This is a genomic window from Pseudoalteromonas sp. AOP31-A2-14, assembly GCF_052378035.1.
Lineage (GTDB): Bacteria > Pseudomonadota > Gammaproteobacteria > Enterobacterales > Alteromonadaceae > Pseudoalteromonas.
The window spans coordinates 2,188,608-2,204,627 of sequence record NZ_JBQSXI010000001.1 but is presented as its reverse complement, the minus strand read 5'-3'; the positions used below and the strand labels follow the sequence as shown (position 1 = coordinate 2,204,627).

Annotated in this window: 11 protein-coding genes and 10 tRNA genes; 8 read left to right on the top strand and 13 right to left on the bottom strand. The window is 41.3% G+C overall.

Annotated features, from left to right (window positions below; genetic code table 11):
* The first annotated feature begins 156 nt into the window (after positions 1–156).
* From ACT3S9_RS10105 to ACT3S9_RS10070, 8 genes are all read left to right on the top strand, one after another.
* Positions 157–232: transfer RNA gene (locus ACT3S9_RS10105), tRNA-Ala, on the top strand.
* Between the two features lie 37 nt (positions 233–269).
* Positions 270–345, top strand: a tRNA-Glu gene (locus ACT3S9_RS10100).
* A 259-nt stretch (positions 346–604) separates the two neighbouring features.
* Positions 605–680: transfer RNA gene (locus ACT3S9_RS10095), tRNA-Glu, on the top strand.
* A gap of 116 nt (positions 681–796) precedes the next feature.
* A tRNA-Glu gene (locus ACT3S9_RS10090) sits at positions 797–872 on the top strand.
* A gap of 118 nt (positions 873–990) precedes the next feature.
* Positions 991–1,066: transfer RNA gene (locus tag ACT3S9_RS10085), tRNA-Glu, on the top strand.
* Between the two features lie 118 nt (positions 1,067–1,184).
* Positions 1,185–1,260: transfer RNA gene (locus ACT3S9_RS10080), tRNA-Glu, on the top strand.
* Between the two features lie 435 nt (positions 1,261–1,695).
* Positions 1,696–2,832 carry an ISAs1 family transposase gene (locus tag ACT3S9_RS10075; RefSeq protein WP_008466968.1) on the top strand — a complete coding sequence of 379 codons (1,137 nt, stop codon included), beginning with the start codon at positions 1,696–1,698 and terminating at the stop codon, positions 2,830–2,832.
* 2 nt (positions 2,833–2,834) lie between these two features.
* Positions 2,835–5,672, top strand: a complete 2,838-nt coding sequence (locus ACT3S9_RS10070; RefSeq protein ID WP_441835488.1) for a M16 family metallopeptidase — start codon at positions 2,835–2,837, stop codon at positions 5,670–5,672.
* A 67-nt stretch (positions 5,673–5,739) separates the two neighbouring features.
* On the opposite strand, the gene gloA is transcribed toward ACT3S9_RS10070, so the two are convergent.
* The 13 genes from gloA to ACT3S9_RS10005 form a co-directional block, all read right to left on the bottom strand.
* Entirely contained in the window at positions 5,740–6,138 is a 399-nt protein-coding gene (gene gloA, locus ACT3S9_RS10065; RefSeq protein ID WP_441835487.1) for a lactoylglutathione lyase, read from the bottom strand.
* Positions 6,139–6,777 carry an endonuclease III gene (nth, locus tag ACT3S9_RS10060; protein ID WP_444750933.1) on the bottom strand — a complete coding sequence of 213 codons (639 nt, stop codon included), beginning with the start codon at positions 6,775–6,777 and terminating at the stop codon, positions 6,139–6,141.
* A 38-nt stretch (positions 6,778–6,815) separates the two neighbouring features.
* Complete coding sequence (locus ACT3S9_RS10055) at positions 6,816–7,514, bottom strand: electron transport complex subunit E (RefSeq protein ID WP_441835485.1); 699 nt, start codon at positions 7,512–7,514, stop codon at positions 6,816–6,818.
* Entirely contained in the window at positions 7,511–8,149 is a 639-nt protein-coding gene (rsxG, locus tag ACT3S9_RS10050; RefSeq protein WP_441835484.1) for an electron transport complex subunit RsxG, read from the bottom strand. Before rsxG ends, ACT3S9_RS10055 begins: the two co-directional genes overlap by 4 nt.
* On the bottom strand, positions 8,146–9,204 hold the full coding sequence (rsxD, locus tag ACT3S9_RS10045; protein ID WP_441835483.1) for an electron transport complex subunit RsxD: 1,059 nt from the start codon (positions 9,202–9,204) through the stop codon (positions 8,146–8,148). The genes rsxG and rsxD overlap by 4 nt, the downstream gene beginning before the upstream one ends.
* Positions 9,201–11,696, bottom strand: coding sequence for an electron transport complex subunit RsxC (gene rsxC / locus ACT3S9_RS10040; RefSeq protein ID WP_444750932.1), 2,496 nt, complete (start codon positions 11,694–11,696; stop codon positions 9,201–9,203). The genes rsxD and rsxC overlap by 4 nt, the downstream gene beginning before the upstream one ends.
* Positions 11,697–11,704: 8 nt before the next feature.
* Positions 11,705–12,259 carry an electron transport complex subunit RsxB gene (gene rsxB / locus ACT3S9_RS10035; RefSeq protein WP_441835481.1) on the bottom strand — a complete coding sequence of 185 codons (555 nt, stop codon included), beginning with the start codon at positions 12,257–12,259 and terminating at the stop codon, positions 11,705–11,707.
* Between the two features lies 1 nt (position 12,260).
* Complete coding sequence (gene rsxA / locus ACT3S9_RS10030; RefSeq protein WP_441835480.1) at positions 12,261–12,842, bottom strand: electron transport complex subunit RsxA; 582 nt, start codon at positions 12,840–12,842, stop codon at positions 12,261–12,263.
* A 154-nt stretch (positions 12,843–12,996) separates the two neighbouring features.
* On the bottom strand, positions 12,997–14,940 hold the full coding sequence (locus ACT3S9_RS10025) for an EAL domain-containing protein (protein ID WP_441835479.1): 1,944 nt from the start codon (positions 14,938–14,940) through the stop codon (positions 12,997–12,999).
* A gap of 142 nt (positions 14,941–15,082) precedes the next feature.
* Positions 15,083–15,159 (bottom strand) — tRNA-Asn (locus ACT3S9_RS10020).
* 29 nt (positions 15,160–15,188) lie between these two features.
* Positions 15,189–15,265 (bottom strand) — tRNA-Asn (locus tag ACT3S9_RS10015).
* A gap of 19 nt (positions 15,266–15,284) precedes the next feature.
* Positions 15,285–15,361: transfer RNA gene (locus ACT3S9_RS10010), tRNA-Asn, on the bottom strand.
* A 21-nt stretch (positions 15,362–15,382) separates the two neighbouring features.
* Positions 15,383–15,459, bottom strand: a tRNA-Asn gene (locus tag ACT3S9_RS10005).
* Between the last annotated feature and the right edge of the window lie 561 nt (positions 15,460–16,020).

The following is a 16,020-nucleotide window of genomic DNA, read 5'->3' as shown; positions in this document are numbered from 1 at the left end:
AGGAGTGCTTGTTCAGTGTTCAGTTTGTTGAAAATTAAATCATTTAAATAAAGTTGCGGAAAAAACTGTTGACTTTATTTTGGCGGCTGCATAGAATGCGCCCCGCACTCAGCGATACACGACATGGTTAACCCTGTGGTGTTTTGCAAATGATTTGGGGCTATAGCTCAGCTGGGAGAGCGCTTCGCTGGCAGCGAAGAGGTCTGCGGTTCGATCCCGCATAGCTCCACCAAGTCATTCGTGTTTGTCCTAGGGTTGCAGTTTTCTGCGTCCCCATCGTCTAGAGGCCTAGGACACCGCCCTTTCACGGCGGTAACAGGGGTTCAAATCCCCTTGGGGACGCCACTTATTTTTTAAGTTAATTTAGAGTAATGCACATAACATTGTGGGCTCTATAAGGCATAATTAAGAGTATTAATCTCTTGAGTATGTTAGCTAACTTTTAATGTAAGGCGGTTTATACCGAGGAAATAGCTTAACAATTAAAGCCCAAGTCTTTATTTGTATTATTAAGTAACAACCTTAAACTCATGATATGAGTCTAAATTATCAACCGTCCTAGTGACACAGTTTTAGTAAGCTTAGGCTTATGAATAAATACTGCGTCCCCATCGTCTAGAGGCCTAGGACACCGCCCTTTCACGGCGGTAACAGGGGTTCAAATCCCCTTGGGGACGCCACTCTTTATAATAAAAGAGTAGGGTGTTATTAAGTCAACTCGCCTGAAACGAGTTTAACTATTCAGTCGTCCTAGTGACACAGTTTTAATAAGCTTAGGCTTATGAATAAATACTGCGTCCCCATCGTCTAGAGGCCTAGGACACCGCCCTTTCACGGCGGTAACAGGGGTTCAAATCCCCTTGGGGACGCCACTCTTTTTATAATAAAAGAGTAGGGTGTTATTAAGTCAACTCGCCTGAAACGAGTTTAACTATTCAGTCGTCCTAGTGACACAGTTTTAATAAGCTTAGGCTTATGAATAAATACTGCGTCCCCATCGTCTAGAGGCCTAGGACACCGCCCTTTCACGGCGGTAACAGGGGTTCAAATCCCCTTGGGGACGCCACTCTTTTTATAATAAAAGAGTAGGGTGTTATTAAGTCAACTCGCCTGAAACGAGTTTAACTATTCAGTCGTCCTAGTGACACAGTTTTAATAAGCTTAGGCTTATGAATAAATACTGCGTCCCCATCGTCTAGAGGCCTAGGACACCGCCCTTTCACGGCGGTAACAGGGGTTCAAATCCCCTTGGGGACGCCACTTTCTTAATTGAAAGTTATAGTGGTATTTGTATAGCGGTATTAGCTATGCATAATTGTAAAAAAGAAATCTTTTTAAGCATATCACTTTAAATTCAAAAAACTTCATGCAATACACTTCAAATAATCTACCTGTAATATCGAACTATTTACCCATTTACCCTTTATAAAATATTATTCCCTCATTTTTTGACTGCTATTCATACTTCGTTACAAATCAATACTAGCAAAGCGATTACTACGCTTGTCCCTTTATTTATTAAGTTTTAAACTCAAGTAGATAATAAAAAAGTGGACCACTAAATGAAATTAACAAAAATAGCAATTGCAGTGCTATTGAGCTCGGGTCTTGCGGCACGGCAAGATCATTATAAATTGAACTTATAGAGCAAGTAGTGATCAGATCAAGGCATAATAATTACTTGGTCGCATAAATATGAGCACTACTTTTCTGAAACATTTTAATTCAATTACAGATCCTCGCATTGAACGTTGTAAAAAGCATGAACTTATCGATATTCTTCTCCTTGCTATTAGCGCTGTACTCTCTGGTGCAGAAGGATGGGAAGATATTGAAGACTTTGGGCACCTAAAGCTTGATTGGTTAAAAAAATACGGCACGTTCAACGCAGGAATTCCAAAACATGACACGATTGCTCGCGTCATGTGTCGGTTAAAAGCAAATGAAATAGAAAGGGCATTTCAATCTTGGATATCATCACTGATTGAAACTACAGGTGCAGATATCATCGCTATCGATGGCAAAACCGCACGGCGTTCATTTACCACAAAAGACAGAAAAAGTGCCTTACACACGGTCAGTGCATGGAGTTGCCAACACCAGTTAGTGCTTGGGCAGACGGCTGTTGATAATAAAACAAATGAAATCACCGCAATACCAGAATTACTCACCCTGCTCGATATTGAAAACAGTATCATTACGTTAGATGCGATGGGATGCCAACAAGAAATAGCAAAACAAATCATCCAACAAAAAGCAGATTATATTCTTGCACTTAAAGGTAATCATTCAGGCATGCAAAAGGAACTAGAAGCGTGGTGGCACAAGTGCGAGCGTGAAAGGTTAACTAAGCATAATTGTGATGAACATACCGAAATAAGCTCAGGACATGGGCGTGTTGAAACACGTACATGCCAGCAGTTACTTATAGATAAAAGCTGGCTAGGCAAGGATTATCGTTGGCCTGGCTTAACGAGTATTATTAAGGTCAGGGCTGAAGTTCATGATAAGTCGGCAGGGTCGGATACCACTGAAACACGCTGGTATATAAGTTCATTAGACTTAAATGCAGCGCAAGCACTCAATGCAGTACGCAGTCACTGGCAGGTTGAAAGCATGCATTGGATGCTTGATATGAACTTCAGAGAAGATGAATCGAGAATACGCAAACTTCAAGGGCCATTAATGTTTAATGTAATGCGAAAGATAGCCATGGCGCTTTTTAAACAAGATGCATCTAAGTCAGCAAGTATGGCGAGGAAAAAGAAAATGGCAGGGCTAGACGATGATTACCGCTCAACCCTGCTAGAGTCTGGGATTAAAATGCGCTAGCCGTGGGTCTTGCGGCGTGTAGCAATAACACAACAAATACAATTGACTCTGCAACTAGTAGTATTAAAAGTACAATTCCAGGCGTTACTTTAATTGATTCAGTGAACAATAGTAATGCAGCTGAAATAAGCATTCCTTATAAAAAATATCGATTAGATAATGGCTTAACAGTTATTATTCATGAAGATCATTCTGATCCGCTAGTACATATAGATGTAACCTATCATGTTGGTTCGGCTCGTGAAGAGCTGGGCAAATCGGGCTTTGCTCATTTTTTTGAACATATGATGTTCCAAGGCTCAGAGAATGTAGCTGATGAAGAGCACTTTAAAGTTATTACCGAAGCGGGTGGCACGCTAAATGGTACGACTAATTCAGATAGAACAAATTATTTTGAAACCGTCCCGGTTAATCAATTAGAAAAAATGCTCTGGTTAGAAGCTGACCGAATGGGTTTTTTACTTGATGCTGTTACTCAAGAAAAATTTGAAGTACAACGTGAAACGGTTAAAAATGAACGAGGGCAGCGAGTTGATAATCGTCCGTACGGCCGCTTAAATGAACGTGTATCACAAGCACTTTACCCTGATGGGCATCCGTATTCTTGGCCTGTAATTGGTTATATGGACGACTTAAATCGCGTCAACGTTAATGACTTAAAAGCGTTTTTTTTACGTTGGTACGGGCCAAATAATGCCACAATCACCATTGGTGGTGATATAAGCGCTGAAGACGTATTACCGCTGATCAGTAAATACTTTGCGCCTATACCTAAAGGACCTGAGGTTGTTGATGCACCCAAAGTAGCCGTTACTCTTGACGAAGACCGCTATATTTCAATGGAAGATAAAGTACATTTACCATTACTAAGTATGAACTTTCCAACGACTTATGCGCGCCATGAAGATGAAGCTCCACTCGATATCCTTGCTGAGATCATAGGCGGGGGTAATAACTCTATACTTTATAAAAACTTAGTAAAAACTCAAATAGCAGTACAAGCTGGGGTTAGCCACCCGTGTCGTGAGCTTGCTTGTTCGTTAAGCATTTACGCATTACCAAATCCAACCTCAGGTAAAGCGCTTGCAGATATTGAAAAAATTGTTCGGGACTCATTTAGCGAGTTTGAAAAGCGTGGTGTAACGCAAGATGACTTGGATAAAGTTAAAGCAAAAATAGAATCTGCCGCTATTTTTGGATTACAAAGCGTATCAGGCAAAGTGTCTCAACTCGCCGCTTTTGAAACGTTTACCGGAAACCCAAGCTATATTAAAGATGATATTGCTCGTTACAACGCGGTTACCAAAGCAGATGTTATGCGTGTTTTTAATCAATATGTTAAAGATAAAGCATCAGTTATTATGAGCGTAGTACCAGAAGGTCAAACTCAACTAATTGCAGCAAAGGATAACTTTACTCCCGTAGCTCATGACTTTGGTGGTCCATCAACAACCACTTCAGACGATTTAGTCGCTCGAAGAGCTGTTGATACTTTTGATCGCAGTCAAACGCCAAAAGCAGATGTAAACCCCGCGGTAGAAATACCTAGTCTTTGGGAAAGTAAAACAGCTAACAATATTGATATTTTAGGTACGCAAAGCACAGAAACACCGACCACATCATTACTGATCAAAGTGCCAGGAGGGTTGTATCATGAGCAAGCCGAGAAAGTTGGTCTTGCCTCTGTCACCGCGGCTTTACTTAATGAGTCAACTCAAAATTACAGCACTGAAGAAATGAGTAATGCACTTGAAAAGTTAGGCAGCACTATTCGTATCTCAGCCGCTAATAGCCATACTAATATTTTTGTTTCAAGCCTAACTAAAAACTTAGATGCGACCCTTGCTTTAGTGCAAGAGAAGCTATTTAAACCCGCGTTTAATGAAGAAGATTTTAATCGCAATAAACAACAAAGCTTACAAAATATTCAACATGCATTAAAAGATGCCGGTTACTTAGCGTCTAATGCTTATAGCAAACTATTATACGGTGATAGTGTTGCAGCTCTTCCTAACGGCGGTACTTTAGACAGTATTGCTGCGATCACACTTGATGATGTCAAAGGCTTTTACAATAGCCACTTTAAACCGTCAGGTACTGAGGTTATTGTGGTTTCAGATCTTGATAAAAGTGAACTAAAACCAAAGCTCGTGAGTACGCTTGATGATTGGCAAGGGCAGTCGCCTGCAGCAACGGCAAGTTTTGCAGAACCAGAAGTAGCTACGAATGTTATTTATTTAGTCGATAAGCCTGATGCACCACAGTCTGAAATTCGTATTGGTAAGCGCGATATTGCTGAAGACATAACGGGTGAATTTTTCAAAGCTAACTTAATGAACTTTGCACTGGGGGGCAACTTTAATAGCAGAATTAACTTAAATCTGCGTGAAGATAAAGGTTATACCTACGGCGCTCGAACGCGTTTTTGGGGGGGTGAAACATCAGGTGGTTTTACTGCATCAGCCGCTGTGCGTGCTGATGCGACAGTTGCTTCTATCACTGAATTTAACAAAGAACTTAATAACTATGCTAAAAATGGCATTAGTGATGAAGAGCTTATGTTTATGCGTCAGGCGATTAACCAAAAAGATGCTTTAAAATATGAAACTCCTAATGCTAAATTACGCTTTTTAGCACAAATTTTAGAGCATGACCTAGCGCCAAGCTTTGTTAAAGAGCGCAATAAAATTGTCAGTACAATTACTAAGGAGCAGGTTAATGAGTTGGCTGCTAAACACTTAAATACTAAAGAAATGGTGTATTTAGTGGTTGGTGATGCCAAAACATTACGCCCTGAGCTTGAAAAGCTAGGTATGAAAGTTGTCGACTACAGCTTGTAACTTTTATTACTTAATTTTATCACTTTATAAAACGGCTTCATTTTAGCCGCTTTATTAAATGAAAAGGCTATAAAGTACTGTAATCTTTTTTCTGAATAAACTCGATAGAGTAACCATCAGGATCTTTAACAAAAGCAATTTCAGTTGTGCCGCCTTTTACAGGGCCGGGTTCACGACTAACAGTACCGCCAGCAGCTTTGATATCGTCGCAGGCCTTATAGATATCATCAAATTCTATCGCGATATGGCCGTAGGCATTACCCAAATCATAATCTTTAGGATCCCAGTTATATGTAAGTTCGAGTACAGTCGTATCTTTTTCGTCGCCATAACCAACAAAGGCGAGGGTATATCGATACTCTTCATTATCAGCGCGACGTAGCTCTTTCATACCCAGAGTTTTGGTATAAAACTCAATTGATTTATCTAAATCAGCGACTCGCAACATTGTATGTAATAAGCGCATTTAAGCATCCTCTGTTTTGTCTTTAAATTCGCATAAATCTTCAATTATACAGCTACCACATTTAGGTTTACGGGCTACACAAGTATAGCGGCCATGTAAAATAAGCCAGTGGTGTACATCCACTTTAAATTCTTTGGGAACTATTTTTTCAAGTTTTTGCTCAACCGCAACCACATCTTTACCCATAGCCAGCTTTGTACGGTTTGATACACGGAATATGTGCGTATCTACAGCGATTGTTGGCCAGCCGAAGGCAGTGTTAAGGACTACATTAGCTGTTTTACGTCCAACGCCTGGCAGAGCTTCTAAGGCTTCACGGTTTTCAGGCACAATACTGTTATGTAAATTGACAAGCATGCCACACATCTTATACACGTTATTAGCTTTTGAATTAAATAAACCAATAGTTTTAATGTAATCTCGTAAGCCTTCAAGCCCTAAGTCTAATATGCCTTGTGGGGTATTTGCGACTGGAAAAATTTTACGAGTGGCTTTATTAACCCCAACATCGGTAGCTTGGGCAGATAAAGTGACCGCGACTAACAGCTCAAACGGGCTTGAATACTCAAGCTCGGTTTCAGGGTTCGGGTTATTGTCGCGCAGGCGAGATAAAATTTCGTAGCGTTTTTCTTTATTCATTAACTACAAAGCACGCAGTGACGGTGCGTGCTCCTCCTTCAGGTTAAGCTGGTTACACGGGCTCGAGGGCCTTTTTCGGCTTCTGGCGGTGCAGTTTTCTTTGATTTTATTTGTTCATCAATAATATTTTTTGCAGCAATTAATAACCCTAAACCAATAAACGCCCCGGGTGGTAAAACAGCTAATAAAAATTGGTTATCGAAGCTGAATACTTCAATACGTAATATAGCAGCCCATGATCCAAGTAATAAATCTGCACCATCAAATAGGGTGCCTTGACCAATAAGCTCACGCATCGAGCCCAATACAACCAATACCAGCATAAAGCCCACGCCCATCATTAAACCATCTAATGCAGAAAGATGAACTGGATTTTTTGAGGCATACGCTTCAGCGCGACCAATAATGGCGCAGTTAGTGACAATAAGTGGAATAAATATTCCTAAAGACTGGTATAAACCAAAAGTGTAAGCATTCATTAATAGTTGAATGATAGTTACAAAACCGGCAATTATCATAACAAAAACCGGTATACGAATGTCTTTAGGTACCCAGTTTCTAACCGCTGATATAGTGACGTTGGAGCCTACCAATACCAGTAATGTTGCCAGCCCTAACCCTAGTGCGTTGGTAATGGTCGAGGTAACGGCAAGTAACGGGCACAAACCCAGCAATTGTACTAAGGCAGGATTATTTTTCCATGTTCCTTGATTTATTAACTCTTTGACTTCGCTCATAGTTTACTCTCTGCACAGGCATTTGGCGCATTAAATACGACTTGAAATTGCTGCTTTGAAAATAATACCGCATCTTTTACCGAGCCAACAACTGCTCTTGGAGTGATAGTTGCACCGGTAAATTGATCAAAGCTACCGCCATCTTTTTTTACCGCCCAGCGCTCATCGTTTTCGTTCAATACGGTTTTATCTTTAAATGTAGTGATCCAAGGAGACTTTCGTATCTCTACTTTGTCACCTAAACCGGGGGTTTCTTCGTGCTCAGTTACTCGTACGCCGGTAATTTCGCCGTTTTCAAATACACTGGTTAATAACGCTATATCGCCGCTGTAACCGCGTGGAGTAGTGTGGCGCATGACTAACGCAACAGGTTCTCCATTCTTACGAGCGCGATAAACTACTTGATTATCATAAGGACCAAGTAATGAATTTGTGATTATGGCGCAATCGTTGTGAAGTTCATTATCATAAAAGTGTGGGTCTAACACTTCTTGTAGTTGAGCCGATAGCTGAATACGCGCTTGCTCTTCGATGCGATCCTTGGTTAGTGACTGCACGATTGCGACAGAGCCTGTAGTAACTAAGGCAAATAGGGTTAAAATAGTGCCATTTTTTGCCATTGAAGAAAAAATCATTCGCTTACTCCATGACCGTAAGTGCGGGGCTGAGTATAGTGATCAATCAGTGGCACAGCCATATTGATAAGTAATACGCTAAATGCAATCGCATCTGGGTAGCCACCAAAGGTACGAATAAGGTAAATTAATAAACCAATCAAGGCGCCGTAAACTAAACGACCTCGATTTGTCGTTGCAGCAGACACCGGATCTGTGGCAATGAAAAATGCTCCAAGCATGGTAGCACCACTGAATAAATGAAAAACAACTCCAGGCTCAGTGCCTGGTGAAGCAATAAAGCCAATGCCGCTACACAGTGCTAATGATGCTATAAAGCTCACTGGAATATGCCAGTTTATGAGCTTGGCTTTAAGAAGGTAAAGCCCCCCGAGTAAAAAACCTAAGTTTACCCAGCCCCAACCTAGTCCAAGCCATTCATTAAATTGCGCTTTACTCATACTTTCAGAAGTCGTTAAACCGTGAGCAACATCGGTTTTAACAGTATCAAGAGGGGTTGCCATAGTCAGCCCATCAATACCAACACGGATTTGATCAAGGCTAAAACCGGCGCTAGTAAAACCATTAAATACAACACTCAGCTGCTCGGATAAGCTAAGTGAGTTTGCTAAGAGCTCGCTGACAGGTAGCCAACTAGTCATTTGTACAGGAAATGAAATTAATAGTAAGACATAGGCGGACATTGCTGGATTAAATAAATTAAAGCCTAGTCCGCCGTATAATTGTTTAACAATTACAATAGCAAAAGCACAACCAATTACCATCACCCACCAAGGGGCTAGGGGAGGAATGCTTAATGCTAATAATACGCCGGTCAGCCATGCACTGCCATCATTAAGTGCAGGCCAAATAGGACGATTACGCAGACGCATAACAGCGGCTTCGCAAATACTTACGGTAATAATGGCAATCACTAATTGTATTAATACCCCAAAGCCGAAAAAATATAGCTGTGCGATAAATCCCGGTAGGCAAGCTAAAATAACCGTCAGCATCAGTCGGCTTAATGACTTATGGTTGTGATTATGGGGAGAACTGGCCATGGTAAGCTTCATGACTTATCACTTCCTTCTGGTTGATTTTTTTTAGCTTTCGCGCGGGCAATAGCACGCGCTACAGCGGCTTTTTTATCATCCGCAGCAGACGCTTCATCGGTTTGGCTACTTTGCTCAGTGGCCGCTTTAGTTTCTTTTGCTGCTTTTTTAGCTTTAGCGCGGGCAATCGCGGCGGCTACAGCGGCTTTTTTATCATCCGCGGCAGATGCTTCATCGGCTTGGCTGCTTTGCTCCGTGGCCGCTTCAGTTTCTTTTGCTGCTTTTTTAGCTTTAGCGCGGGCAATCGCGGCGGCTACAGCGGCTTTTTTATTATCCGCGGCAGATGCTTCATCGGCTTGGCTACTTTGCTCCGTGGCCGCTTCAGTTTCTTTTGCTGCTTTTTTAGCTTTAGCGCGGGCAATAGCGGCGGCTACAGCGGCTTTTTTATCATCCGCGGCAGATGCTTCATCGGTTTGGCTACTTTGCTCCGTGACTGCTTCAGTTTCTTTCGCTGCTTTTTTAGCTTTAGCACGGGCAATCGCGGCGGCTACAGCGGCTTTTTTATCATCCGCGGCAGATGCTTCATCGGCTTGGCTACTTTGCTCCGTGGCCGCTTCAGTTTCTTTTGCTGCTTTTTTAGCTTTAGCACGAGCAATTGCGGCGGCTACAGCGGCTTTTTTATCGTCCGTAGCAGGCGCTTCACTTACTTCGCTATGTTGCTCAGGTGCCGCTTCAGTTTCTTTCGCTGCTTTTTTAGCTTTAGCGCGGGCAATAGCCGCAGCTACAGCGGACTTTTTATCATCCACTTCATCTGTTTGCGTTTCGCTTTGCTGCGCTTGTTTTTGTGCCTTATATTGACGCGCCTTTTCTTTACGCGCTGCACGTTCTGCTACAACTTCGCTGTTATCAGGCTCTAGTTCAGCAGCATCAGTATTTTGTTTTTTAGCTTTAGCACGTGCAATGGCCGCGGCAACTGCTGATTTATCGTCTTTATCGCTGCTTGAGTCTTTTTTAACTCGAGCTAAGGCATCCGTTACTTTTTGCTTTTCATCTGCTGATTTTCTCGCAGGTTTGCGCTTATGGCGATTTTGCCTTGCTTTTTTCTCACGTTCTAATCGCTCTTTTCGGGCTTCAAAACGTTCTCTTGCGCGCTCAGCTTTAATTTGTTCAGCTTGTTGTTCTTTAATTTCAACTTTAGCGACGCGATAATACTGCACTAATGGTATTTCACTCGGGCATACGTATGCGCAGGCTCCACATTCAATACAATCAAATAAATTGTAGTCTTTTAATTTATCGTATTCTTTTGACTTGGCGAACCATTGTAGTTGTTGTGGTAATAATGATGCAGGGCAAGCGTCGGCACAGGCACTACAACGAATGCAGGCTTTCTCAGCGCCTGGTTCAGCAAGCTCATGGTGATCAGGGGCCAAAATACAATTAGTGGTTTTAATCACGCCAATTCTGACCGTTGGTAGCGTAAAGCCCATCATTGGCCCACCCATTACTACGCATTGCTGCGGAATAGGCGAAAACCCTTGGCAATCGAGCAAATGCTTAACTTCAGTACCTATTAACGCCCACACATTCCCGGGGTTATGAATAGTATTACCGGTTACTGTGATCACTCGCTCAATCAGTGGTTTGCCTTCATATACGGCTTGATTGATAGCAAATAAAGTGCCTACATTGTGCATTAGTACACCAATATCTGCTGGAATGCCGCCACTTGGAACTTCTTTATTAGTAAGCAGCTTTATTAGTTGCTTTTCGCCACCGGATGGATAAATCGTTGGTACTGTTTGAATGATAATCTGGTCATTGTGAGCCGCTGCATTTTGCATAGCGGCAATGGCCTCTGGTTTATTATCTTCAATGCCAACAATAGTTAACGTGGGGGTCAGTATTTGTTGCATTAACTCAATACCGCGAATTATACCCTCTGCGTGCTCACGCATGAGTAAGTCATCGGCAGTAATGTAAGGTTCACATTCAACAGCATTGACTAACAAATATTCGATAGGCTTTCTGCTATCGGCTTTAACATAGGCTGGAAAACCAGCGCCGCCCATCCCGGAGATACCGCTTTGATGGATTATTTCGACGAGTTGATCATGGTCGAGTTTAGTTACATCATTAACTGGGGAAAGTTTACACCAAGTATCTTCACCATCCGGGGTAATAATTACGCTTAGCTCAGGTAATGCTGATGGGTGCGCAGAAGGCATAAGGCAAATATCAGTAATAGTACCTGAAGTAGGGGAGTGAATAGGTACTGACCAATTGGCCGCAGGCTTAGTTAGAGCTTGCCCTTTTAACACCTGCTCGCCTTTAGTGACTATAAGCTTGCCGTTTGCACCTATATGTTGCTTTAGTGGTACTACAAGCTTATCAGGCAAAGGTAACCGCATTATTGCATGTGTATTAGACAGTGATTTTTGCTGAGGCGGATGAATCCCGCCTGGAAAAGGCCACACTTTACCTTGTTTTATTTGTTCAATTAACTTTTCCATGCGTGGCCTTAATCTATTTGGGTGACTGGAATTGCGTCGAGTTGCCATTTCCAACTTTGCTTGGTGGTTTCTAAAGGCAACATATCAATACAATCAACCGGACAAGGTTCAACACATAAATCACACCCAGTGCATTCATCAATTAGCACCGTGTGCATTTGCCTAGTCGCACCAACAATGGCATCTACTGGGCATGCTTGTATACATTTAGTACAGCCGATACATTCGTCTTCTCGAATGTAAGCGACTGTTTTTACTGGATCGGCTTGTTCACCACCGGCTAAAGGCTTGGCCTCTACGCCCATTAGATCAGCGAGATTTTTTACCGTGGAGTCACCACCAGGTGGGCATTTGTTAATTTCATCGCCGTTTGCGATCGCTTCAGCGTAAGGGCGGCAGCCTGGGTAACCACACTGACCGCATTGTGTTTGCGGTAAAATATTATCAATTTGTTCGACAATCGGGTTGCTTTGCACACGAAAGCGCACTGCAGCAAAGCCCAAAATTAAGCCAAATATAAGCGCTAATGAACCCAGCGCTATTAAAGCGTACATCAAGGTCATATTAAAATTTCACTAATCCGGTAAAGCCCATAAAAGCCATCGACATTAAACCTGCAGTGATCATGGCAATGGATGCGCCTTTAAAAGGCATAGGTACATCTGCTGCAGCTAAGCGTTCGCGTAGTGCGGCAAATAAAATAAGCACCAATGAAAAACCAACCGCGGCACCAAAGCCATAAACAGCCGATTGTAAAAATGAGTGATTTTCTTTGATATTTAAAATCGCAACACCGAGTACCGCACAGTTAGTAGTGATAAGCGGTAAAAATATTCCCAACAAACGATATAGAGTCGGGCTCGTTTTTCTCACTACCATTTCAGTAAATTGAACGACCACGGCAATCACTAAAATAAAGCTCATAGTGCGTAAAAAACCGATATCTAGAGGGATTAAAATGTAGTGATTTACTAAGTAGCTCGACACTGACGCAAGGGTTAATACAAAAGTAGTCGCCAGTGACATACCAATAGCGGTATCGAGCTTACCCGATACGCCCATAAAGGGGCATAAACCAAGAAACTGTACTAGTACAAAGTTGTTGACAAGGACTGTGCCTATCAATAACAAGACGTATTCTGTCATTTTTGCCTCGCGCGATTAAAAACGCCTACATTATCCTTTTTTCTGGGTTGTTTAACAACAGGTCTGTACGGATAGTCGAAAGAAATAAGCAGTAGGCGGGACATTGCTTAGTAAATGCACAACAGTAAGTGTTCATTGTTAAGCTAGCGAAGTGTTATATAGCTTTAGGTTTCTCGATATAATAGCCTTGTACGCCATCTAAACAGAGTATTTCGACTATATGCTTTTCTTTTTGGCTTTCTACACCCTCAGCAATAACACTGACGCCTATACGATGAGCAAGATCGACCATCAAGCGCATAAAGTACTGATTGTTTTTATCATCTTCTAGGCCACGCGTATAGCTGGCATCCATTTTGATAAAGTCAGGCTTCAAGTCACGAAAAAACTTAAATGATGTTAAGCCAACGCCAAATCGCTCAACGGTGATACGTGCACCAACACGATGGAGCATCTCAATGAAACGTTTACTTGCTTTAATATTTTGCTGTAAGCCAAATTCACTGACTTCAAAAACTAGCTTTGAAGCGATATTAGTGTCTTTTAATAATCGTCGTTCTAACCAAATAAAAAACTGATCATTATGAGCGCTTGATGGGGTGACATTCAGACCAAAAAATTTCTCTGAGAAGTTAAGGTTTTTGATCTTTTCAAGGGAAGAGTCAATTATTAATCGGTCAATCTCCATTGCCATATCGAGCTTTTCGGCCATCGCTAAAAATGAAGCGGTTGGTAAGGTTTGAGCTTCTGCTGTTTTGAAGCGCGCTTGTATTTCTGCATAAGCTTTAACGTTTTTACTTAATGGCATTATATTTTGCATGACCAAGTGGACCCGTTCAGTCTCGATAACTTCATTAATAACTTTACGCCAGTTTTGATTACCAAAGCCGGCACTAGCATTATGCATAAGATCTGTTTCACGTTGTACATGCCATGCATTGGCTTGTTTAGATTGTGCCAGGCTCATAGCGTTATCAACAATAGAGAGTAACTCTCCAAGGGGCTTTCCTTTTTCATAGCCCACAATACCAGTGTTTGCTACGGAGCTTAACTCTTGGTTTTGCTGATACTGAGTAAAACGAGATTGTAAGTTTTCACCAAAATGTTCAGATTCTTTTAAAGGTACATTGGGAAGTACCACGGCAAAGTCAGAGCTGGTTAAGCGAAACACCTTGCTTGCAGTATAAGTACCACTAACATGCTTGATAACATCAGCCACACCTTTAATATATTCATCACCTTTTTGATAACCACGGGTTTGGTTTATAGCTTGCAATTCACTACAGCGGATCATCGCTAAAGCACCAAAGTTACTTTTATCACTGCTCTCAATATTCTTTTTGTAATATTCAACAAACATATTTCGATTACCTAACCCGGTAACAATATCTTTGTAAGCTTCTTGTTTTATTGAATGAGCTGCATTTTTTATATCTTCATGTTTTGATTCTAAAAAGTGAGATAGGCGGTTAAAGCTAGGTATCAAATCAGCACCGAACTGTTTTATTTTTGTGTTATCAATTGCTGACTCAAGATTATCATTAACTTGATTTTGATTAATATACACATCAATGACTTCAGCTACCGTCATACTTATATTTCTATTTAAGCGCCTAAGTATAGCTTTCATAAAAATGAGCGGGATTACGGCCATTAACGCGGCGATTAAAATAACAATGAGTAGGGATTGCTGTAATAAGGCTGCTAAGTTGTTTGCGCTTATTATAAATTCTACTTTGATATCAGCCGTTTGATTAACCGCAAATTGTGGTCTAATTGAGTCGAAAGCCGACTCAACTAACTGTGCAACAGCAGATAAGGAAGTAGGGGATTGCACATTGACGACTTCAATGTCGTCATGATTACGAACTATAAAGCTTGAAAATACGGTACCGTCTGATAGGGCATGTTGAATGTTTTTAGGAGAAATTTCTTCAATCGTATGGCTATTAATATAATTATTGACCACTAGTTGCGCTTTTTTTTGTGCATTACTCACTGCTGAATTAAACCCCACTGCAATAAAGTAGGCACCGAGCGTTGCAAATAACAACCAAGATATTAATTGTATAAATATGAGTTTTTTAAAGCCAGCCATGTTTAGTTCTTATTCTTAAGCAAAGGGAAAGCTCGGATCCATGATCACGATTATAGAATTTAAACTAGTGCAAGTCTAAAATATAATCATTGCTTGTTAGGGTAGTGTAGTAACAGAATAAAGTCTAATGGATTGTTTAATTTGGCTCCCCCTCCCCGACTCGAACAGGGGACCTGCGGATTAACAGTCCGTCGCTCTAACCAGCTGAGCTAAGGGGGAACAAATTGAGTGTTGCAGATTATATGATTTGGCTCCCCCTCCCCGACTCGAACAGGGGACCTGCGGATTAACAGTCCGTCGCTCTAACCAGCTGAGCTAAGGGGGAACAATCATATTCATAAACTTGGCTCCCCCTCCCCGACTCGAACAGGGGACCTGCGGATTAACAGTCCGTCGCTCTAACCAGCTGAGCTAAGGGGGAATCGTTTATGGCTGAAAAACTTGGCTCCCCCTCCCCGACTCGAACGGGGGACCTGCGGATTAACAGTCCGTCGCTCTAACCAACTGAGCTAAGGGGGAAGCGTCATGCCTTTCAACGGGGCGAAATATTAATGACCGCGCCGCCAAGTGTCAACATATAAACTTCATAAACTTAAAAAAATAGCTTATTCGTTGTTTTTATGCTCAATCTGAGTGCTTGATTGCTCTTTATTTATAAAATTAAGCTAAAAATAAAGGCATCTAAAAGCTCAAGCAATTTATTTTGAGTGATTAATGACCACCAAATTGAGTGAGGAAAAGACTAAATAAATTAAAAATTACACTTTTTAGCTTTTAGGTTTAAAAAGAATAGATCTTATAATTTTTTGATATTTAGCATTACAGCGTCATATAAATAATTTTTGCACTGTATCGCTTATATTTAAATTGGCAATGTGTAGATATAGTTAAGCTTGGTCGCAGTATGTAAAAATAATACATGTGAGCTATTTATTGCCAGGTCATAATGGAGAATTAAATTAATAGTCCTATTTTATCAGTTACTTAGGCGGTAATCTGTCGGGAGTGTAAAATCTGTCCTAGGTGATGATAGAACCTTTACTGAAGTATTGGGAGTTTATTCACTGGTGGTGTTCTAAA

Coding starts and splice junctions, on each gene's coding strand:
- ACT3S9_RS10075 (WP_008466968.1), top strand. CDS start 1,696: ATGAGCACTACTTTTCTGAAACATTTTAATTCAATTACAGATCCTCGC.
- gloA (WP_441835487.1), bottom strand. CDS start 6,138: ATGCGCTTATTACATACAATGTTGCGAGTCGCTGATTTAGATAAATCA.
- nth (WP_444750933.1), bottom strand. CDS start 6,777: ATGAATAAAGAAAAACGCTACGAAATTTTATCTCGCCTGCGCGACAAT.
- ACT3S9_RS10055 (WP_441835485.1), bottom strand. CDS start 7,514: ATGAGCGAAGTCAAAGAGTTAATAAATCAAGGAACATGGAAAAATAAT.
- rsxG (WP_441835484.1), bottom strand. CDS start 8,149: ATGATTTTTTCTTCAATGGCAAAAAATGGCACTATTTTAACCCTATTT.
- rsxD (WP_441835483.1), bottom strand. CDS start 9,204: ATGAAGCTTACCATGGCCAGTTCTCCCCATAATCACAACCATAAGTCA.
- rsxC (WP_444750932.1), bottom strand. CDS start 11,696: ATGGAAAAGTTAATTGAACAAATAAAACAAGGTAAAGTGTGGCCTTTT.
- rsxB (WP_441835481.1), bottom strand. CDS start 12,259: ATGACCTTGATGTACGCTTTAATAGCGCTGGGTTCATTAGCGCTTATA.
- rsxA (WP_441835480.1), bottom strand. CDS start 12,842: ATGACAGAATACGTCTTGTTATTGATAGGCACAGTCCTTGTCAACAAC.
- ACT3S9_RS10025 (WP_441835479.1), bottom strand. CDS start 14,940: ATGGCTGGCTTTAAAAAACTCATATTTATACAATTAATATCTTGGTTG.